17 protein-coding genes are annotated in these 19505 nt (G+C 71.5%); 15 read left to right on the top strand and 2 right to left on the bottom strand.

Going from position 1 to position 19505, the window contains the following annotated elements; translation table 11 throughout:
- Positions 1-76 precede the first annotated feature (76 nt).
- Positions 77-577 (bottom strand): transcriptional regulator BldD, encoded by a 501-nt coding sequence (gene bldD, locus AAT21_RS31330; RefSeq protein WP_030026184.1) that lies wholly within the window; start codon positions 575-577, stop codon positions 77-79.
- A 287-nt stretch (positions 578-864) separates the two neighbouring features.
- Between bldD and pyrR the strand changes: the two genes are divergently transcribed.
- The 14 genes from pyrR to AAT21_RS31260 all read left to right on the top strand — a co-directional run bounded on the left by pyrR (position 865) and on the right by AAT21_RS31260 (position 17499).
- Positions 865-1440, top strand: a complete 576-nt coding sequence (gene pyrR / locus AAT21_RS31325) for a bifunctional pyr operon transcriptional regulator/uracil phosphoribosyltransferase PyrR (RefSeq protein WP_030656222.1) — start codon at positions 865-867, stop codon at positions 1438-1440.
- A gap of 129 nt (positions 1441-1569) precedes the next feature.
- Entirely contained in the window at positions 1570-2565 is a 996-nt protein-coding gene (locus AAT21_RS31320) for an aspartate carbamoyltransferase catalytic subunit (RefSeq protein WP_046780361.1), read from the top strand.
- 2 nt (positions 2566-2567) lie between these two features.
- Complete coding sequence (locus tag AAT21_RS31315; RefSeq protein WP_046780360.1) at positions 2568-3854, top strand: dihydroorotase; 1287 nt, start codon at positions 2568-2570, stop codon at positions 3852-3854.
- Positions 3851-4432, top strand: a complete 582-nt coding sequence (locus AAT21_RS31310) for a PH-like domain-containing protein (protein ID WP_046780359.1) — start codon at positions 3851-3853, stop codon at positions 4430-4432. The genes AAT21_RS31315 and AAT21_RS31310 overlap by 4 nt, the downstream gene beginning before the upstream one ends.
- Positions 4429-5577 (top strand): glutamine-hydrolyzing carbamoyl-phosphate synthase small subunit, encoded by a 1149-nt coding sequence (gene carA, locus AAT21_RS31305; RefSeq protein ID WP_046780358.1) that lies wholly within the window; start codon positions 4429-4431, stop codon positions 5575-5577. Before AAT21_RS31310 ends, carA begins: the two co-directional genes overlap by 4 nt.
- Entirely contained in the window at positions 5570-8878 is a 3309-nt protein-coding gene (carB, locus tag AAT21_RS31300; RefSeq protein ID WP_046780357.1) for a carbamoyl-phosphate synthase large subunit, read from the top strand. Before carA ends, carB begins: the two co-directional genes overlap by 8 nt.
- 89 nt (positions 8879-8967) lie before the next feature.
- Positions 8968-10077, top strand: coding sequence for a quinone-dependent dihydroorotate dehydrogenase (locus AAT21_RS31295; protein WP_046780356.1), 1110 nt, complete (start codon positions 8968-8970; stop codon positions 10075-10077).
- Positions 10074-10913 (top strand): orotidine-5'-phosphate decarboxylase, encoded by an 840-nt coding sequence (pyrF, locus tag AAT21_RS31290; RefSeq protein WP_079026087.1) that lies wholly within the window; start codon positions 10074-10076, stop codon positions 10911-10913. The genes AAT21_RS31295 and pyrF overlap by 4 nt, the downstream gene beginning before the upstream one ends.
- A 327-nt stretch (positions 10914-11240) precedes the next feature.
- Positions 11241-11564 carry an integration host factor gene (locus tag AAT21_RS31285; protein WP_030008746.1) on the top strand — a complete coding sequence of 108 codons (324 nt, stop codon included), beginning with the start codon at positions 11241-11243 and terminating at the stop codon, positions 11562-11564.
- 61 nt (positions 11565-11625) lie between these two features.
- Positions 11626-12189, top strand: a complete 564-nt coding sequence (gene gmk, locus AAT21_RS31280; protein ID WP_079026086.1) for a guanylate kinase — start codon at positions 11626-11628, stop codon at positions 12187-12189.
- A 74-nt stretch (positions 12190-12263) separates the two neighbouring features.
- Positions 12264-12536, top strand: a complete 273-nt coding sequence (rpoZ, locus tag AAT21_RS31275; protein ID WP_004948662.1) for a DNA-directed RNA polymerase subunit omega — start codon at positions 12264-12266, stop codon at positions 12534-12536.
- A 130-nt stretch (positions 12537-12666) separates the two neighbouring features.
- The gene (gene coaBC, locus AAT21_RS31270) at positions 12667-13881 is read left to right on the top strand and encodes a bifunctional phosphopantothenoylcysteine decarboxylase/phosphopantothenate--cysteine ligase CoaBC (RefSeq protein WP_046780354.1); all 1215 of its coding nucleotides are present in this window, start codon (positions 12667-12669) and stop codon (positions 13879-13881) included.
- Between the two features lie 197 nt (positions 13882-14078).
- Entirely contained in the window at positions 14079-15287 is a 1209-nt protein-coding gene (metK, locus tag AAT21_RS31265; RefSeq protein ID WP_046780353.1) for a methionine adenosyltransferase, read from the top strand.
- A 112-nt stretch (positions 15288-15399) separates the two neighbouring features.
- The gene (locus AAT21_RS31260) at positions 15400-17499 is read left to right on the top strand and encodes a primosomal protein N' (protein WP_459543216.1); all 2100 of its coding nucleotides are present in this window, start codon (positions 15400-15402) and stop codon (positions 17497-17499) included.
- A gap of 172 nt (positions 17500-17671) precedes the next feature.
- On the opposite strand, the gene AAT21_RS31255 is transcribed toward AAT21_RS31260, so the two are convergent.
- Entirely contained in the window at positions 17672-18262 is a 591-nt protein-coding gene (locus tag AAT21_RS31255; RefSeq protein ID WP_046780351.1) for a hypothetical protein, read from the bottom strand.
- A 251-nt stretch (positions 18263-18513) separates the two neighbouring features.
- Between AAT21_RS31255 and fmt the strand changes: the two genes are divergently transcribed.
- Complete coding sequence (gene fmt / locus AAT21_RS31250; protein ID WP_046780350.1) at positions 18514-19458, top strand: methionyl-tRNA formyltransferase; 945 nt, start codon at positions 18514-18516, stop codon at positions 19456-19458.
- Positions 19459-19505: the final 47 nt, after the last annotated feature.

Here is a 19505-nt window from a genome sequence, read left to right as displayed (position 1 = left end):
AAACCGGTGGGTGCCGGGCCCCCGCAAGGGTCCGGCACCCACCGGTAAACGTTTCTGCTGGTGTGGAGCCCGAGGATCAGACGTCCTCGTGCGCCACCGCCCGACGGGCGTCCGCGTCCAGCACGCCCCAGCTGATGAGCTGCTCGGTCAGGACCGAGGGCGACTGGTCGTAGATGACAGCCAGGGTGCGCAGGTCGTCCTGGCGGATCGACAGCACCTTGCCGTTGTAGTCGCCGCGCTGGCTCTGGATCGTGGCCGCGTAACGCTGCAGCGGGCCGGCCTTCTCGGCGGGCACGCCCGCCAGACGCTCCAGGTCGAGGCGCAGCTTCGGCGGCGGCTCGGCCGCTCCGCCGGGAGTCGTGCCGGGCAGCAGTTCCTGCACCGGAACCCCGTAGAAGTCCGCCAGTTCGGCCAGGCGCTGGACGGTCACGGCGCGGTCCCCGCGCTCGTACGACCCGACCACCACGGCCTTCCACCGGCCCTGCGACTTCTCCTCGACACCGTGGAGGGAAAGGCCCTGCTGGGTGCGGATGGCGCGGAGCTTGGCCCCGAGCTGTTTGGCGTATTCGCTGGACATAACGCTCCCGGACGCTGTGACGCTGTGACTGCATGGACACTGCGACTACATAACTACGTGCGGCTCCGCCGCGCGGCTGGTAACTCACTGTGAGGTTACGCAGCGTTACTTGGGTGCGTCAAGCCGAATGGTCTTCATCCCCCCGCGAGGGCGGCGCCAGCAGCCCCGTGGGCGCCCCCGCACCACCCCCGGGTGCCGGGCCACCGCCGCCGCCCTGGTACCGTGGGAGACGTACATCAGACGTCCTTTAAGGTCCGTCCCGTGAGGCGGAGAAGGAGGTCCTTTTCATGGACGCCCAGCAGAATTCCGATTCCGCGCGCCCCGTACTGGAGGCGCAGGACATCGCCCGGGTCCTGACCCGTATCGCCCACGAGATCGTCGAACGCGCCAAGGGCGCCGACGACGTGGTGCTCCTCGGCATCCCCACCCGCGGTGTGTACCTGGCCCGCCGGCTGGCGGCCAAGCTCGAAGAGATCACCGGCACGAAGATCCCGGTCGGCTCCCTCGACATCACCATGTACCGCGACGACCTGCGGATGAAGCCCGCCCGCGCCATCGGCCGCACCGAGATCCCCGGTGACGACCTCGACGGCCGCCTCGTCGTCCTCGTCGACGACGTCCTCTTCTCCGGGCGCACCATCCGCGCCGCGCTCGACGCCCTCGGCGACCTCGGCCGCCCCCGCGCCGTGCAGCTCGCCGTGCTCGTCGACCGCGGCCACCGCGAACTGCCGATCCGCGCCGACTACGTCGGCAAGAACCTCCCCACGTCGCTGCGGGAGACCGTCAAGGTCCAGCTCCAGGAGGAGGACGGCCGTGACGCCGTGCTGCTCGGCCAGCGGACCGCCCAGGCAGCAGGGCAGTAGCCGACCACGACGACGGACCCCGGCGGGGTCCGCGCCGAGCCCTGCCCTGCCCGCCCGCACGCCTGCACGTCAGTCCGCTGCACGTCAGTCCGCCTGCACCATGCCCTCCCGACCTACGGAGCCATCCAGATGAAGCGCCACCTCATCTCGGCCGCCGATCTCACGCGCGACGACGCCGTCCTGATCCTCGACACCGCCGAGGAGATGGCCCGCGTCGCGGACCGGCCGATCAAGAAGCTGCCCACCCTGCGCGGTCTCACCGTCGTCAACCTCTTCTTCGAGGACTCGACCCGCACCCGGATCTCCTTCGAGGCGGCCGCCAAGCGGCTCTCCGCCGACGTCATCAACTTCTCCGCCAAGGGCTCCTCGGTTTCCAAGGGCGAATCCCTGAAGGACACCGCGCTGACCCTGGAGGCGATGGGCGCCGACGCCGTCGTCATCCGCCACCACGCCTCCGGCGCCCCCTACCGGCTCGCGACCTCCGGCTGGATCGACTCCGCCGTCGTCAACGCCGGCGACGGCACCCACGAGCACCCCACCCAGGCCCTGCTGGACGCCTTCACCATGCGCCGCCGCCTGGTCGGCCGCGACGCGGGCCTCGGCAAGGACCTCTCCGGCCGTCGCATCACCATCGTCGGCGATGTCCTGCACAGCCGCGTGGCCCGCTCCAACGTCCACCTGCTGCACACCCTCGGCGCCGAGGTCACCCTGGTGGCCCCGCCCACCCTGGTCCCGATCGGCGCCCGGACCTGGCCGTGCGAGGTCTCGTACAGCCTCGACGACGTGCTGCCGAAGTCCGATGCGGTGATGATGCTCCGTGTGCAGCGCGAACGCATGAACGCCGCCTTCTTCCCGACCGAGCGCGAGTACTCCCGCCGCTACGGCCTCGACGGCGACCGCATGGCCAAGATGCCCGAGCACGCCATCGTGATGCACCCCGGCCCGATGAACCGAGGCATGGAGATCACCGCCCAGGTCGCCGACTCCGACCGCTGCACCGCCGTCGAGCAGGTCGCCAACGGCGTCTCCACCCGGATGGCCGTCCTCTACCTGCTGCTCGGAGGCTCCGAGCCTGCTGTCACGACCACCCCCGCCGCCCCCGCCCGTACCGAGGAGAGCAAGTAACCATGAGCAAGATCCTTATCCGTGGCGCGAAGGTACTCGGCGGCGAGGCGCAGGACGTCCTGATCGACGGCGAGACCATCGCGGAGGTCGGCACCGGCCTGTCCGCCGAGGGCGCGACCGTCATCGAGGCCGCCGGCCAGGTCCTCCTCCCCGGCCTCGTCGACCTGCACACCCACCTGCGCGAGCCCGGCCGCGAGGACTCCGAGACCGTCCTGACCGGCACCCGCGCCGCCGCCTCCGGTGGCTACACCGCCGTCTTCGCCATGGCGAACACCTTCCCGGTCGCCGACACCGCCGGCGTCGTCGAGCAGGTCTGGCGCCTGGGCAAGGAGTCCGGCTACTGCGACGTGCAGCCCATCGGCGCCGTCACCGTCGGCCTGGAGGGCAAGCAGCTCTCCGAGCTGGGCGCCATGCACGAGTCCGCCGCCCGCGTCACCGTCTTCTCCGACGACGGCAAGTGCGTCGACGACGCCGTGATCATGCGCCGCGCCCTGGAGTACGTGAAGGCCTTCGGCGGCGTCGTCGCCCAGCACGCCCAGGAGCCCCGCCTCACCGAGGGCGCCCAGATGAACGAGGGCGTCGTCTCCGCCGAGCTCGGCCTCGGCGGCTGGCCCGCCGTCGCCGAGGAGTCGATCATCGCCCGCGACGTCCTCCTCGCCGAGCACGTCGGCTCCCGCGTCCACATCTGCCACCTCTCCACCGCAGGCTCCGTCGAGATCGTCCGCTGGGCCAAGTCCCGCGGCATCGACGTCACCGCCGAGGTCACCCCGCACCACCTGCTCCTCACCGACGAGCTCGTCCGCTCGTACAACGCGGTCTACAAGGTCAACCCGCCGCTGCGCACCGAGCGCGACGTCATGGCCCTGCGCGAGGCGCTCGCCGACGGCACGATCGACATCGTCGCCACCGACCACGCCCCGCACCCGCACGAGGACAAGGACTGCGAGTGGGCCGCAGCCGCCATGGGCATGGTCGGCCTGGAGACCGCGCTCTCCGTCGTCCAGCAGACGATGGTGGAGACCGGGCTGATCGACTGGGCGGGCGTCGCCGAGCGGATGAGCTTCGCCCCGGCCCGCATCGGCGGTCTCGAGAACCACGGCCGTCCCGTCTCGGCAGGTGAACCCGCGAACCTGACGCTGGTCGATACCTCGTACCGTGGTGTCGTGGACCCCGCACATTTCGCCTCCCGCAGCCGCAACACGCCTTACGAGGGCCGCGAGCTGCCGGGACGCGTCACTCACACCTTCCTGCGGGGCCGGGCAACGGTCGTGGACGGGACACTGGCGTGACACCTGCAGTAATCCAACTGGCCGCCGAGGCCGCCGAACGACAGTCGGCGGAGGTGACCGAAGTCGGCGCCCGCATCGCATGGGTGATCGGCCTGGTCGTCTTCATCGCGTTCGTGTACTGGCTGATGCGGCAGGGCTGGAAGTGGCGAGGGGCCCTGCAGAACGATCTGCCCGAGCTCCCCGCCGCCCCCGACGGCCTCCCCGAGCACCGGCTGGCACTCACCGGCCGGTACCACGGGTCCACCACCGCCGGGCAGTGGCTCGACCGGATCGTCGCCCACGGCCTGGGCGTCCGCAGCCGGGTCGAGCTCACGCTCACCGACGCGGGCCTCGACGTGGTCCGACCGGGTGCAGGCGACTTCTTCGTACCGGCCGCGCAGCTGCGCGGCGCCCGCCTCGACAAGGGAATCGCGGGCAAGGTACTCACCGAGGGCGGTCTGCTGGTCGTCACCTGGGCGCACGGCGACAAGCTGATCGACTCCGGATTCCGCTCCGACCGCGCGGCCGAACACGCCGCATGGGTCGAAGCGATCAACCTCATGAACTCATCCATCACGACGGAAGGCGCCGAACGATGACGACCTCCACCAGGGGAGCAGCCAAAGCTCCCGCCGTACTCGTCCTGGAGGACGGCCGCATCTTCCGCGGCCGCGCCTACGGCGCAGTGGGGGAGACCTTCGGCGAGGCCGTGTTCTCCACTGGCATGACCGGATACCAGGAGACCCTCACCGACCCGTCGTACCACCGGCAGGTCGTCGTCATGACCGCCCCCCACGTGGGCAACACCGGCGTCAACGACGAGGACCCCGAGTCCTCCCGCATCTGGGTCTCCGGCTACGTCGTGCGCGACCCCGCACGCGTCCCCTCCAACTGGCGCTCCCGGCGCACCCTGGACGAGGAGCTCGTCCAGCAGGGTGTCGTCGGCATCTCCGGCATCGACACCCGCGCCCTGACCCGGCACCTGCGCGAGCGCGGCGCCATGCGCGTCGGCATCTTCTCCGGCGAGGCCTGGGCCGGCACCCGTGACGAGGCCCTGCTGGACAAGGTCCGCTCCCAGCCCGAGATGAAGGGCGCGAACCTCTCCGCCGAGGTCGCCACCAAGGAGACGTACGTCGTCCCCGCGATCGGCGAGAAGCGCTTCACCGTCGCCGCCGTCGACCTCGGCATCAAGGGCATGACCCCGCACCGCATGGCCGAGCGCGGCATCGAGGTCCACGTCCTGCCCGCCACGGCGACCGTCGAGGACATCTACGGCGTCTCCCCGGACGGGGTGTTCTTCTCCAACGGCCCCGGCGACCCGGCCACCGCCGACCACGCCGTCTCCGTCATGCAGGGCGTCCTGGAGCGCAGGACGCCGCTCTTCGGCATCTGCTTCGGCAACCAGATCCTCGGACGCGCCCTCGGCTTCGGCACCTACAAGCTGAAGTACGGCCACCGCGGCATCAACCAGCCGGTCCAGGACCGCACCACCGGCAAGGTCGAGGTCACCGCGCACAACCACGGCTTCGCCGTCGACGCGCCCCTCGACAAGGTCTCCGAGACCCCCTACGGCCGCGCCGAGGTCTCCCACGTCTGCCTGAACGACAACGTCGTGGAAGGCCTCCAGCTGCTCGACCAGCCGGCCTTCTCCGTCCAGTACCACCCCGAAGCGGCCGCCGGCCCGCACGACGCCGCGTACCTCTTCGACCGCTTCGTATCTCTGATGGAGGCCGAGCGTGCCTAAGCGCACCGATATCCAGTCCGTCCTGGTCATCGGCTCCGGCCCGATCGTCATCGGCCAGGCCGCGGAGTTCGACTACTCCGGCACCCAGGCCTGCCGCGTGCTCAAGGCCGAGGGCCTGCGCGTCATCCTGGTGAACTCCAACCCGGCGACGATCATGACCGACCCGGAGATCGCCGACGCCACGTACGTCGAGCCGATCACCCCCGAGTTCGTCGAGAAGATCATCGCGAAGGAGCGCCCCGACGCGCTGCTCCCGACCCTCGGCGGCCAGACCGCCCTGAACACCGCCATCTCCATGCACGAGCAGGGTGTGCTGGAGAAGTACGGCGTCGAGCTCATTGGCGCCAACGTCGAGGCCATCAACAAGGGCGAGGACCGCGACCTCTTCAAGGGCGTCGTCGAGGCCGTCAAGGCCAAGATCGGCTACGGCGAGTCCGCCCGCTCGGTCATCTGCCACTCGATGGACGACGTCCTGCGGGGCGTCGAGACCCTCGGCGGCTACCCCGTCGTCGTCCGCCCCTCCTTCACCATGGGCGGCGCCGGCTCCGGCTTCGCCCACGACGAGGACGAGCTGCGCCGCATCGCCGGCCAGGGCCTCACGCTCTCCCCGACCACCGAGGTGCTCCTGGAGGAGTCCATCCTCGGCTGGAAGGAGTACGAGCTGGAGCTGATGCGCGATCGCCACGACAACGTGGTCGTCGTCTGCTCCATCGAGAACTTCGACCCGATGGGCGTCCACACCGGCGACTCCATCACCGTCGCCCCCGCGATGACGCTCACCGACCGCGAGTACCAGCGGCTGCGCGACATCGGCATCGCGATCATCCGCGAGGTCGGCGTCGACACCGGCGGCTGCAACATCCAGTTCGCGATCGACCCGGCCGACGGCCGCGTCATCGTCATCGAGATGAACCCGCGCGTCTCGCGCTCCTCGGCGCTCGCGTCGAAGGCCACCGGCTTCCCGATCGCCAAGATCGCCGCCAAGCTGGCCATCGGGTACACCCTCGACGAGGTCCCCAACGACATCACCGAGAAGACGCCGGCCTCCTTCGAGCCGACCCTCGACTACGTCGTCGTCAAGGCCCCGCGCTTCGCCTTCGAGAAGTTCCCGGTCGCCGACGCCACCCTCACCACCACCATGAAGTCGGTCGGCGAGGCCATGGCCATCGGCCGCAACTTCACCGAGGCCCTCCAGAAGGCCCTGCGCTCGCTGGAGAAGAAGGGCTCGCAGTTCACCTTCGTCGGCGAGCCCGGCGACAAGGACGAACTGCTGGCCACCGCGGTCCGCCCCACCGACGGCCGCATCAACACCGTCATGCAGGCCATCCGCGCCGGCGCCACCCAGGAAGAGGTCTTCGCGTCCACGAAGATCGACCCCTGGTTCGTCGACCAGCTCTTCCTGATCAAGGAGATCGCCGACGAACTCGCCGGCGCCGAGAAGCTGGAGCCCGAGCTCCTCGCCGAGGCCAAGCGCCACGGCTTCTCCGACGTCCAGATCGCCGAGATCCGCGGCCTGCGCGAGGACGTCGTCCGCGAGGTCCGCCACGCCCTCGGCGTCCGCCCGGTCTACAAGACGGTCGACACCTGCGCCGCCGAGTTCGCCGCCAAGACCCCGTACTTCTACTCCTCCTACGACGAGGAGTCCGAGGTCGCCCCGCGCACCAAGCCCGCGGTCATCATCCTGGGCTCCGGCCCGAACCGCATCGGCCAGGGCATCGAGTTCGACTACTCCTGCGTCCACGCCTCCTTCGCCCTCAGCGACGCCGGCTACGAGACCGTGATGGTCAACTGCAACCCGGAGACCGTCTCCACCGACTACGACACCTCCGACCGCCTGTACTTCGAGCCGCTGACGCTCGAGGACGTGCTGGAGATCGTCCACGCCGAGTCGCTCGCCGGCCCCATCGCCGGCGTCGTCGTCCAGCTCGGCGGCCAGACCCCCCTGGGCCTCGCCCAGGCCCTCAAGGACAACGGCGTCCCGGTCGTCGGCACCTCGCCCGAGGCCATCCACGCCGCCGAGGACCGCGGCGCCTTCGGCCGCGTCCTGGCCGAGGCTGGCCTGCCCGCCCCCAAGCACGGCACCGCCACCACCTTCGCGGGCGCCAAGGCGATCGCCGACGAGATCGGCTACCCGGTCCTGGTGCGCCCGTCCTACGTGCTCGGCGGCCGAGGCATGGAGATCGTCTACGACGAGACCCGCCTGGAGTCGTACATCGCGGAGTCCACCGAGATCTCCCCGACCCGCCCCGTGCTGGTCGACCGCTTCCTCGACGACGCCATCGAGATCGACGTCGACGCCCTCTACGACGGCAACGAGCTCTACCTCGGCGGCGTCATGGAGCACATCGAGGAGGCCGGTATCCACTCCGGCGACTCGGCCTGTGCCCTGCCCCCGATCACCCTCGGCGGCTACGACATCAAGCGCCTGCGCGCCTCCACCGAGGGCATCGCCAAGGGCGTCGGCGTCCGTGGCCTGATCAACATCCAGTTCGCGATGGCCGGCGACATCCTCTACGTCCTGGAGGCCAACCCCCGCGCCTCCCGGACCGTCCCCTTCACCTCGAAGGCCACGGCCGTCCCGCTCGCGAAGGCCGCCGCCCGCATCTCGCTCGGCGCCACCATCGCCGAGCTGCGCGAGGAGGGCCTGCTCCCGAAGACCGGCGACGGCGGCACCCTGCCGATCGACGCGCCGATCTCCGTCAAGGAGGCCGTCATGCCGTGGTCGCGCTTCCGCGACATCCACGGCCGCGGCGTGGACACCGTCCTCGGCCCGGAGATGCGCTCCACCGGCGAGGTCATGGGCATCGACGCCGTCTTCGGCACCGCCTACGCCAAGTCGCAGGCCGGCGCCTACGGCCCGCTGCCCACCAAGGGCCGCGCCTTCATCTCCGTCGCCAACCGCGACAAGCGCTCGATGATCTTCCCGGCCCGCGAGCTCGTCGCCCACGGCTTCGAGCTGATGGCCACCTCCGGCACCGCCGAGGTCCTGCGCCGCAACGGCATCAACGTCACCGTCGTGCGCAAGCTCAGCGAGGGCGAGGGCCCGAACGGCGAGAAGACCATCGTCCAGCTGATCCACGACGGCCAGGTCGACCTGATCGTCAACACCCCGTACGGCACCGGCGGCCGCCTCGACGGCTACGAGATCCGCACGGCCGCCGTGGCGCGCGGCGTCCCGTGCCTGACCACGGTCCAGGCGCTCGCCGCGGCCGTCCAGGGCATCGACGCGCTCAACCGCGGCGACGTGGGCGTCCGCTCCCTCCAGGAGCACGCGGAGCACCTGACCGCGGCCCGCGACTGACACCCGTACAGCCCGGAATGGGGGAGGGGGACACCGGCTTTCACGACGGGTGTCCCCCTCTTCACGAGCGCAGAGGGATCCTCTCGACGATGTACAAGATCTTCTTCAACCTGGTCTTCAAGCGGATGGACCCGGAAGCCGCCCACTACATGGCCTTCCGGTGGATCCGCCTCGCGGCCCGCACCCCCGTGCTGCGCACCTTCGTGGCGGCCGCCCTGGCCCCGCGGTACGAGGAGCTGCGCACGGAGGCCCTCGGCCTGCGCATGCACGGCCCCTTCGGGCTCGCGGCCGGCTTCGACAAGAACGCCGTCGCCATCGACGGCATGTCGATGCTCGGCTTCGACCACATCGAGATCGGCACGGTCACCGCCGAGGCGCAGCCCGGCAACCCCAGGAAGCGGCTGTTCCGGCTCGTGCCGGACCGCGCCCTGATCAACCGCATGGGCTTCAACAACGAGGGCTCGGCGGCCGTCGCGGCCCGTTTGGCGGCCCGCCAGGAGGTCTTCAGGACCGTCGTGGGCGTCAACATCGGCAAGACGAAGGTCGTCCCCGAGGAGGAGGCCGTGGGGGACTACGTCACCTCCACCGAGCGCCTCGCCCGCCACGCCGACTACCTCGTCGTCAACGTCTCCTCGCCCAACACGCCCGGCCTGCGCAACCTCCAGGCCACCGAGTCGCTGCGCCCCCTGCTGACGGCCGTCCGCGAGGCCGCGGACCGGGTCGTCACCGACCGCCGGGTCCCGCTGCTGGTCAAGATCGCCCCCGACCTCGCGGACGAGGACGTCGACGCCGTCGCCGACCTGGCCCTGGAGCTCGGCCTGGACGGCATCATCGCGACGAACACCACCATTGCGCGCGACGGCCTCGGCCTGAAGTCCTCCCCGTCCCTGGTCAAGGAGACCGGCGGGCTCTCCGGCGCACCCGTCAAGGAGCGCTCCCTGGAGGTCCTGCGCCGGCTGTACGCCCGCGTGGGCGACCGCCTGGTGCTGGTGGGGGTCGGCGGCATCGAGAACGCCGAGGACGCCTGGCAGCGGATCCTGGCCGGCGCCACGCTGATCCAGGGCTACAGCGCCTTCATCTACGAAGGCCCGTGCTACGCCCGCGCCATTCACAAGGGCCTGGCTGCGCGCCTGGCCGCCAGCCCGTACGCGACGCTCGCCGAAGCGGTGGGCGCCGAGACCCGAAAGGCCGCACAGTGACCCTGACCCCGTTCGGCACCCGCCTGCGCGCCGCGATGGACTCCCGCGGCCCGCTGTGCGTGGGCATCGACCCGCACGCCGCCCTGCTGGCGCAGTGGGGACTGAAGGACGACATCGCGGGCCTGGAGCACTTCTCGCGCACGGTCGTCGAGGCGCTCGCGGAGTCGGTGGCGGTCTTCAAGCCGCAGGCCGCCTTCTTCGAGCGGTTCGGCTCCAAGGGCGTCGCCGTGCTGGAGCGGACCGTCGCGGACGCCCGCGCCGCCGGGACCCTGGTCGTGATGGACGCCAAGCGCGGCGACATCGGCTCGACCATGGCCGCGTACGCCTCGGCCTTCCTGGACCCGGCCTCGCCGCTGTTCTCGGACGCGCTGACGGTGTCCCCGTACCTGGGCTACGGCTCCCTGGGGCCCGCCGTCGACCTGGCCCGGGAGTCGGGCGCGGGCCTGTTCGTCCTGGCGCTGACGTCGAACCCGGAGGGCGCCGAGGTCCAGCGGGCGGTCCGCGAGGACGGCCGCACCATCGGGGCCACGATGCTGGCGCACCTGGCCGCCGAGAACGCGGACGCCGCCCCGATGGGATCCTTCGGCGCGGTGGTCGGGGCCACCCTGGGCGACCTGTCCTCCTTCGACCTAGACATCAACGGGCCGCTGCTGGCCCCCGGGATCGGCGCGCAGGGCGCGACCGCGGCGGACCTGCCGACGGTCTTCGGCAAGGCCGTGCGCAACGTGGTCCCGAACGTCTCCCGCGGTGTCCTGAAGCACGGCCCGGACGTGAACGCCCTGCGCGACTCGGCGCGGCGCTTCGCCGACGAGATCCGCGAGGCCGTTTCCGCATAGGAAAACGCCCGCCGGGACCTCCCGGATCCCCTCCTGGGACCCCGCTCCGCATCCGCGCGGAGCGGGGTCTCGCACTTTCTGACGAAAATCGAACGCTCTTCATCGGACAAAACAGGGGTATTTTGTCCGTGATGTACGGTTCAGCAGAGGCTGACCAGGACTTTTCGTTCGTTCTCGCTGACTGGAGCGGTGTTGGCCGCTAGTCTCCGAGCAGAGTGAACGCGCAGCGAACGAGTTTCATCGCTGTTCGGGAGCTCGCCTGGTGTGGTGCCCTTGGGTTCCCCACCGGTCCGTATCCGACAGTTCGACATCCGAGGTGACGTAGGCGTGGCTCTTCCGCCCCTTACCCCTGAACAGCGCGCAGCCGCGCTCGAAAAGGCCGCCGCGGCTCGCCGGGAGCGGGCCGAGGTGAAGAATCGACTCAAGCACTCCGGCGCCTCGCTCCAAGAGGTCATCAAGACGGGCCAGGAGAACGACGTCATCGGCAAGATGAAGGTCTCCGCCCTGCTGGAGTCCCTGCCTGGCGTGGGCAAGGTGCGCGCCAAGCAGATCATGGAGCGTCTCGGCATCTCCGAGTCCCGGCGTGTCCGAGGTCTCGGCTCCAACCAGATCGCCTCTCTGGAGCGCGAGTTCGGCAGCACCGGCGCCTGAGGCGTCGCCTGGCGTTCTCCCGGTGTTCTCAGGCAGTCCTGGGAACCTGGATAATCGCTCTATGGCAGCAGAGGTTCGTCCGCGGCTGACCGTGCTCTCCGGCCCCTCAGGGGTCGGCAAGAGCACGGTCGTCGCGCATATGCGCAAGGTTCACCCCGAGGTATGGCTCTCGGTGTCGGCCACCACCCGCAAGCCGCGGCCCGGTGAGCGACACGGAGTCCAGTACTTCTTCGTCAACGACGACGAGTTCGACAAGCTGATCGCCAACGGCGAGCTGCTGGAGTGGGCCGAGTTCGCGGGCAACCGCTACGGCACACCGCGCGGCGCGGTGCAGGAGCGCCTGGAAAACGGCGAACCCGTACTGCTGGAGATCGACCTCCAGGGCGCACGGCTCGTCCGCGAGTCGATGCCCGAGGCCCAGCTGGTCTTCCTGGCCCCGCCGAGCTGGGATGAACTGGTCCGACGGCTGACCGGCCGGGGCACCGAATCGGCCGAGGTGATCGAGCGCCGGCTCGCCGCCGCCAGGATCGAACTCGCTGCCGAGTCGGAGTTCGACGTCACCCTGGTCAACACCTCCGTCGAGGACGTGGCGCGTGAGCTGCTAGCCTTGATGGAAGTTGTCTGAATCGTCGGTCGATCTTCACAGAAGTCGCCCGACCCGGACGGCCCAAACTTTCATCCATCTTCGGAAGGTAGAGCGTGTCCTCTTCCATCACTGCGCCCGAGGGCATCATCAACCCGCCGATCGACGAGCTGCTCGAGGCCACGGACTCGAAGTACAGCCTCGTGATCTACGCGGCCAAGCGCGCGCGTCAGATCAACGCGTACTACTCGCAGCTCGGTGAGGGCCTGCTGGAGTACGTCGGCCCGCTGGTGGACACCCACGTCCACGAGAAGCCGCTTTCGATCGCGCTGCGCGAGATCAACGCGGGTCTGCTGACCTCCGAGGCCATCGAGGCCCCGGCCCAGTAAGGCACCGAGAATTTCCTTCACCACAGGCCCGGCAGAACATCTGCCGGGCCTGTGGTGTGTCATGGGTGGGTACGACGATCAGAGCCGAACGCGGCGGACGTGTCGAGAGTGTCAAAAGGGGTGTGCGCGGATGGGTAAGCCGAAGGTCGTGCTGGGCGTCAGCGGCGGGATCGCCGCCTACAAGGCGTGCGAGTTGCTGCGCCGGCTGACCGAGTCCGGGCACGACGTGCGGGTGGTGCCCACGAAGTCCTCCCTGAACTTCGTCGGCGAGGCCACCTGGGCCGCCCTGTCCGGGAACCCGGCCTCCACCGAGGTGTGGGAGACCGTCCACGAGGTGCCCCACGTGCGCATCGGCCAGGGCGCCGACCTCGTCGTCGTCGCCCCCGCCACCGCCGACATGCTGGCCAGGGCCGCCCACGGGCTCGCCGACGACCTGCTCACGAACACCCTGCTGACGGCCCGCTGTCCGGTGGTCTTCGCCCCCGCGATGCACACCGAGATGTGGGAGCACCCCGCCACCCAGGAGAACGTGGCCACCCTGCGCCGCCGCGGGGCCCTCGTCATCGAGCCCGCCGTGGGCCGGCTCACCGGCAAGGACACCGGCAAGGGGCGGCTGCCCGACCCCGAGGAGATCTTCGAGGTGTGCCGGCAGGTCCTGCGCCGCGGGGTGGCCGAGCCGGACCTCGCCGGCCGCCACGTCGTGATCAGCGCCGGCGGCACCCGCGAGCCGCTCGACCCGGTGCGCTTCCTCGGCAACCGCTCCTCCGGCAAGCAGGGCTACGCGCTCGCCCGCACCGCCGTCGCCCGCGGGGCCCGGGTCACCCTGGTGGCGGCCAACACCGCTCTGGCCGACCCCGCCGGGGTGGACGTCGTACGCGTGGGGACGGCCGTACAGCTGCGGGAGGCCGTGCTCAAGGCGGCGGGGGACGCCGACGCCGTGGTCATGGCCGCGGCCGTGGCCGACTTCCGGCCCGCCGAGTACGCCGGCGGCAAGATCAAGAAGAAGGACGGGGAGGACCCCGCCCCGGTGGCACTCGTGCGTAACCCGGACGTCCTCGCCGAGGTCTCCGCCGACCGGGCGCGGGAGGGCCAGGTGGTCGTCGGCTTCGCGGCCGAGACCGACGACGTGCTCGACAACGGCCGCGCCAAGCTCCGCCGCAAGGGATGTGATCTTCTCGTCGTGAACGAGGTCGGCGAGACGCGCACCTTTGGATCCGAGGAGAACGAGGCGATCATCCTGGCCTCCGACGGGTCGGAAATCCCGGTGCCCTACGGTCCCAAGGAAGCCCTCGCCGAGGTGATTTGGGACCAGGTTACGCAGCGGTTCACATCACGACGCGCCTGAGCCGATTCCCCTTCACTCGGTCATCTCTGTGCGCAAGAATGTCAGTGCCGCAGGTCACACGGCTCCCACAAGGCGAGACGGATGGTCCGGGCAACGGTGACGACCGATAAACTGCATCCGGAACGTGATCGGGCGCAGCCCCCGATGCGGTTCCGCCAAATGATCAGCCAGCAGCCGCTGCAACCCCAGGGAGCGTTGTGTCCCGTCGTCTCTTCACCTCGGAGTCCGTCACCGAGGGCCACCCCGACAAGATCGCTGACCAGATCAGCGACACGATCCTCGACGCACTCCTCACCGAGGACCCGACCTCGCGCGTCGCCGTGGAGACCCTCATCACCACGGGTCTCGTGCACATCGCGGGTGAGGTGACGACGAAGGCCTACGCGCCGATCGCGCAGCTCGTCCGGGACAAGATCCTCGAAATCGGCTACGACTCCTCGAAGAAGGGCTTCGACGGCGCCTCCTGCGGCGTGTCGGTGTCCATCGGCGCCCAGTCCCCGGACATCGCGCAGGGCGTCGACACCGCCTACGAGAAGCGGGTCGAGGGCGACGAGGACGAGCTCGACAAGCAGGGTGCCGGCGACCAGGGCCTGATGTTCGGCTACGCCTGCGACGAGACCCCCGAGCTCATGCCGCTGCCGATCCACATCGCGCACCGGCTCTCGCGCCGCCTGTCCGAGGTCCGCAAGAACGGCACCATCCCGTACCTGCGCCCCGACGGCAAGACCCAGGTCACCATCGAGTACGACGGCGACAAGGCCGTCCGCCTCGACACCGTCGTGGTCTCCTCGCAGCACGCCTCCGACATCGACCTCGACTCGCTGCTCGCACCCGACATCCGCGAGTTCGTCGTCGAGCACGTCCTGGCCCAGCTCGTCGAGGACGGCATCAAGCTCGACACCGAGGGCTACCGCCTGCTGGTGAACCCGACCGGACGCTTCGAGATCGGCGGCCCGATGGGCGACGCCGGCCTCACCGGCCGCAAGATCATCATCGACACCTACGGCGGCATGGCCCGCCACGGTGGCGGCGCCTTCTCCGGCAAGGACCCGTCCAAGGTCGACCGCTCCGCCGCCTACGCCATGCGCTGGGTCGCCAAGAACGTGGTCGCCGCCGGCCTCGCCTCGCGCTGTGAGGTCCAGGTCGCGTACGCCATCGGCAAGGCCGAGCCCGTCGGCCTCTTCGTCGAGACCTTCGGCACCGCCAAGATCGAGACGCAGAAGATCGAGGACGCGATCGGCGAGGTCTTCGACCTGCGCCCGGCCGCGATCATCCGCGACCTCGACCTGCTGCGCCCGATCTACGCCCAGACCGCCGCCTACGGCCACTTCGGCCGCGAGCTGCCGGACTTCACCTGGGAGCGCACCGACCGCGTCGACGCGCTGCGCGCCGCCGCCGGCCTGTAGGCACCACCTGTAGGCACCACGCAGGATCATCCGCGACTAGGCCCCGGACCCCACGGTCCGGGGCCTTGTCGCGCAGGCCCGCATGTCAGAGCGATTTGGTAAGAATGCTGATGTGAGCAGCGCGAATGATTCCCCGCCGGAGCAGCTCGCACTGATCCGGGAGATGGTCGCCGAGGCGAAGGCCAAGGCGCCCAAGGCGAAGCCGCGTACCTGGCGGGGAGCCGCCCTGGCCGAGGAACTGCCCGTCGCCCGCGTCCTGGTGAACAAGGGCGTGCTCCACCTCGACCGCACCTTCGACTACGCCGTGCCCGCCGAGCTCTCCGAAGCCGCCCGGCCCGGTGTCCGCGTCCGCGTCCGCTTCGGTGCCGGCTCCCACCAGGTGCACGGAGGCCGACGCGAGGGCGGCGGCCTCATCGACGGCTTCATCGTCGAACGCCGCGCCGAGTCCGACTACAACGGCGCCCTCGCCGCCCTCGCCCAGGTGGTCTCGCCCGAGGTCGTGCTCAGCCCCCGCATGCTCGCCCTCGCCCGCGCCGTCGCCGACCGCTACGCCGGCAGCCTCGCCGACGTGCTCCAGCTCGCCCTGCCCCCGCGCAACGCCCGCGCCGAGGCCAGACCCTCCCCGCAGCCCCTGCCGCCGCCCGCCGCCCCCGAGCCCGGCGGCTGGGAGCGGTACGCGGCCGGCCCCGGCTTCCTGCGCGCCCTCGCCACCGGCGGTACACCGCGCGCCGTGTGGACCGCTCTGCCCGGCCCCGGCTGGGCCGACGAGCTCGCCCGCGCCATGGCCGCCACCCTCGCCTCCGGACGCGGCGCCCTCGCCGTTCTCCCCGACGGGCGGACCGCCGGCCGGGTGGACGCCGCCCTGACCGCCCTCCTCGGCGAAGGACGGCACGCGCTGCTGACCGCCGAGTCCGGACCCGAGAAGCGCTACCGTCAGTGGCTCGCGGTCCACCGGGGCTCCGTCCGCGCCGTCATCGGCACCCGGGCCACGATGTTCGCCCCCGTCCGCGACCTCGGACTGGTCGCGATCTGGGACGACGGCGACTCCAGCCACAGCGAGGACCGCGCCCCCTTCCCGCACGTCCGCGAAGTACTGGAACTGCGCGCCGTCAGCGACGGCTGCGCCTTCCTCGCCGGCAGCACCAGCTGCACCGTGGAGGCCGCGCAGCTCGTCGAGTCCGGCTGGGCCCGCCCGATCGTCGCGGCCCGCGAGACCGTACGGGCCCACGCGCCCCGGATCCGTACCGTCGGCGACGAGCTGCTGGCCCGCGACGAGGCGGCCCGCGCCGCCCGACTGCCCAGCCTGGCGTGGGAGACCGTACGGGAGGGACTGAAGACCGGGCCCGTCCTCGTCCAGGTGCCCCGCCGGGGCTACGTACCCCGCCTGGCGTGCGAGCGCTGCCGGACACCCGCCCGCTGCACCGTCTGCGCCGGACCGTTGGAGGCCCCCGACGAACGGGACCTCACCTGCGGCTGGTGCGGCCGCGACGAGCCGTCCTGGACTTGCGAGGAATGCGGGTCCTTCCGGCTGCGCGCCCAGGTCGTCGGCGCCCGGCGCACCGCCGAGGAACTGGGCCGGGCCTTCCCGGCCGTGCCCGTGCGGACCTCCGGCCGCGACCACGTCCTGGAGGAGGTGCCGGACCGGCCCGCGCTCGTCGTGAGCACCCCCGGCGCCGAACCGGTGGCGGCGGGCGCCGGGTACGCGGCCGCGCTGCTCCTCGACGGCTGGGCCATGCTGACCCGCCCCGACCTGCGGGCCGGCGAGGACGCCCTGCGGCGCTGGATCGCCGCCGCCTCCCTCGTCCGCGCGGACGGCCAGGTCGTGGTGGTCGCCGAGCCGACGCTGCGCCCCGTACAGGCGCTCGTCCGCTGGGACCCGGTGGGCCACGCCGTACGGGAGCTCGCGGAGCGGGCCCAGCTCGGCTTCCCGCCCGTCTCCCGGATGGCCGCGGTCGCCGGGCGGGGCGAAGCCGTGGAGACCTTCCTCGCCGGGGCCGGACTGCCGCCCGACGCCGAGATCCTCGGCCCGGTGCCGCTGCCCGGACGGCGCGGGGAGCCGTCCCCGGGGGAGCGGGCCCTGGTCCGGGTCCCGCCCGGCAGCGGAGCCGCCCTGGCGGCGGCCCTGAAGTCCGCACAGGCGGCGCGCCTGGCCCGCGGTGTTCCCGCGGCGGACGCGGTACGGGTCCGGATCGACCCGGCGGACATCGGCTGACACGGGCAGACGTCGCCCGTCGGCTCACCCGGCCGGCACCGCCCGGCGGACCCCGGGGCCCGGACGCCGAAGCCCCGGCGGGGGCCCGTGAGGGCGTCCCGGCCGGGGCGATCGCATGCGGGGCGGCCCGGAGCCGGCCGTCGGGGGTCGGCGTCCCGGCGGCGGGACGGCGTCAGCCGCTGCGCGGCCCGGGGAAGGCCGGGGACCGCGGAACCTCCCCGAGGCCGCGTACGGGAGGACCTCCGGCAGTGGCAGTGGCAGTGGCGGTGGCGGTGGCGGTGGCAGCGGCAGCGGCCTGGGCCTCCTCGCGCACCGGCTGCGGCGGCACCGAACGGGCGGCCGGGACGGTGGGCAGCGGCCCGAGGGTCCGGGTGGTCGTCCCCTCGGCCAGCGGCTCGGCGGCCTCCGCCGACTGCGCCCGCCGGGCACCGTAGCGGCGGTGCACCGCCTGCTTGGTGACACCGAGCGCCGAGCCGACCGCGTCCCACGAGAAGCCGAGCGAGCGGTCGAAGTCCACCGCGGCGGTGACCAGCGTCTCCACGCTGTCCCGCAGCTCCTGGGCGAGGCGGACGGTGGGCGCGGGCGCCCGGCCGTAGACGACGAAGCCCGTGGAGGGGCCCGAGCGACGCGGGCGGTACACGTTGCCGAGCTGGGCGGTGAGCGTACGCAGGGCATCCACCTGCCGGCGGACCCGCTCGATGTCCCGTACCAGGAGGTGCAGGCTGGCCCGGGCTTGGGCGTCGTGGGTGGCGTGGTCGGCCATGAAGAAGCCTCTCGAACCGGTGCTGAAGGGCGGACCGGGCCGCAGACATCGTTCGCACGCGGCCCGTTTCGGTCAATCTCTCTTGACCAACGCGCCACCCGTCGTGCAGGTCACGCTGTGGGGGCGTGTCGGCATATGCGAGTGGCGCGCGCGTGTACGCACGCCCCCTCCGGACCACGGGTGGGGCGTCCGGCTGACGCCCCATAGACTGGTGCGCTGCTGACAGCCGACATAGCGAGGTAGGACCCCCAGTGAAGCTCGTCTTCGCAGGCACCCCCGAGGTCGCCGTACCCGCCCTGGACGCCCTGATCGCCTCCGGGCGGCACGAGGTCGCGGCCGTCGTCACCCGGCCCGACGCACCGGCCGGGCGCGGCCGGCGGCTCGTCGCCAGCCCGGTCGCCGAACGCGCCGAAGAGGCCGGCATCGAGGTCCTCAAGCCCACCCGGCCGCGCGACCCCGAGTTCCAGGCCCGGCTGCGCGACATCGGCCCCGACTGCTGCCCGGTCGTCGCCTACGGGGCCATCCTCCCCAAGAGCGCCCTCGACATCCCGCGCCACGGCTGGGTCAACCTGCACTTCTCCCTGCTGCCCTCCTGGCGCGGAGCCGCCCCCGTCCAGCACTCGATCATGGCGGGCGACCAGCTCACCGGCGCCTCCACCTTCCAGATCGAGGAAGGCCTGGACTCGGGTCCGGTCTACGGCGTCCTCACCGAGGAGATCCGGCCGACCGACAACAGCGGCGACCTGCTCACGCGGCTCGCGTTCGCCGGCGCCGGACTCCTCGCCGCCACCATGGACGGCATCGAGGACGGCACCCTGCGCGCCGTCGCCCAGCCCGACGACGGGATCTCCCTCGCACCCAAGATCACGGTGGAGGACGCCCGGATCGACTGGACGGCCCCCGCGATGCGTGCCGACCGCGTCGTACGCGGCTGCACGCCGACCCCGGGCGCGTGGACCGTCTTCCGGGGGGAGCGGCTCAAGCTGATCTCGCTGGGCATGGTCGCCGACCGCACCGACCTGGCGCCGGGCGCGCTGTCCGCCACCAAGAACAACGTTCACGTCGGCACCGGCTCGCACGCCGTCGAGCTGCTCTGGGTCCAGCCGCAGGGCAAGAAGCCGATGCGGGCAGCCGACTGGGCGCGCGGGGTGCGGATCGCCCCCGGCGAGCGGCTCGGCGGGGCCGACGTAGGCTGAACAGTGCGGCACGGTGCGGCCGTGCCGGCCGCCCGCGACACGCCGGG

The organism is Streptomyces yangpuensis (assembly GCF_001005295.1).
In the GTDB taxonomy this organism is placed as follows: domain Bacteria; phylum Actinomycetota; class Actinomycetes; order Streptomycetales; family Streptomycetaceae; genus Streptomyces; species Streptomyces yangpuensis.
This window is presented reverse-complemented; position numbering and strand designations above follow the sequence as displayed.

Excerpts from the sequence above, each read along its gene's own strand:
- gmk (WP_079026086.1), top strand. The coding sequence starts at position 11,626 with ATGGCAGCAGAGGTTCGTCCGCGGCTGACCGTGCTCTCCGGCCCCTCA.
- coaBC (WP_046780354.1), top strand. The coding sequence starts at position 12,667 with ATGGGTAAGCCGAAGGTCGTGCTGGGCGTCAGCGGCGGGATCGCCGCC.
- AAT21_RS31255 (WP_046780351.1), bottom strand. The coding sequence starts at position 18,262 with ATGGCCGACCACGCCACCCACGACGCCCAAGCCCGGGCCAGCCTGCAC.
- AAT21_RS31295 (WP_046780356.1), top strand. The coding sequence starts at position 8,968 with ATGTACAAGATCTTCTTCAACCTGGTCTTCAAGCGGATGGACCCGGAA.
- bldD (WP_030026184.1), bottom strand. The coding sequence starts at position 577 with ATGTCCAGCGAATACGCCAAACAGCTCGGGGCCAAGCTCCGCGCCATC.
- AAT21_RS31320 (WP_046780361.1), top strand. The coding sequence starts at position 1,570 with ATGAAGCGCCACCTCATCTCGGCCGCCGATCTCACGCGCGACGACGCC.
- carA (WP_046780358.1), top strand. The coding sequence starts at position 4,429 with ATGACGACCTCCACCAGGGGAGCAGCCAAAGCTCCCGCCGTACTCGTC.
- pyrR (WP_030656222.1), top strand. The coding sequence starts at position 865 with ATGGACGCCCAGCAGAATTCCGATTCCGCGCGCCCCGTACTGGAGGCG.
- AAT21_RS31315 (WP_046780360.1), top strand. The coding sequence starts at position 2,568 with ATGAGCAAGATCCTTATCCGTGGCGCGAAGGTACTCGGCGGCGAGGCG.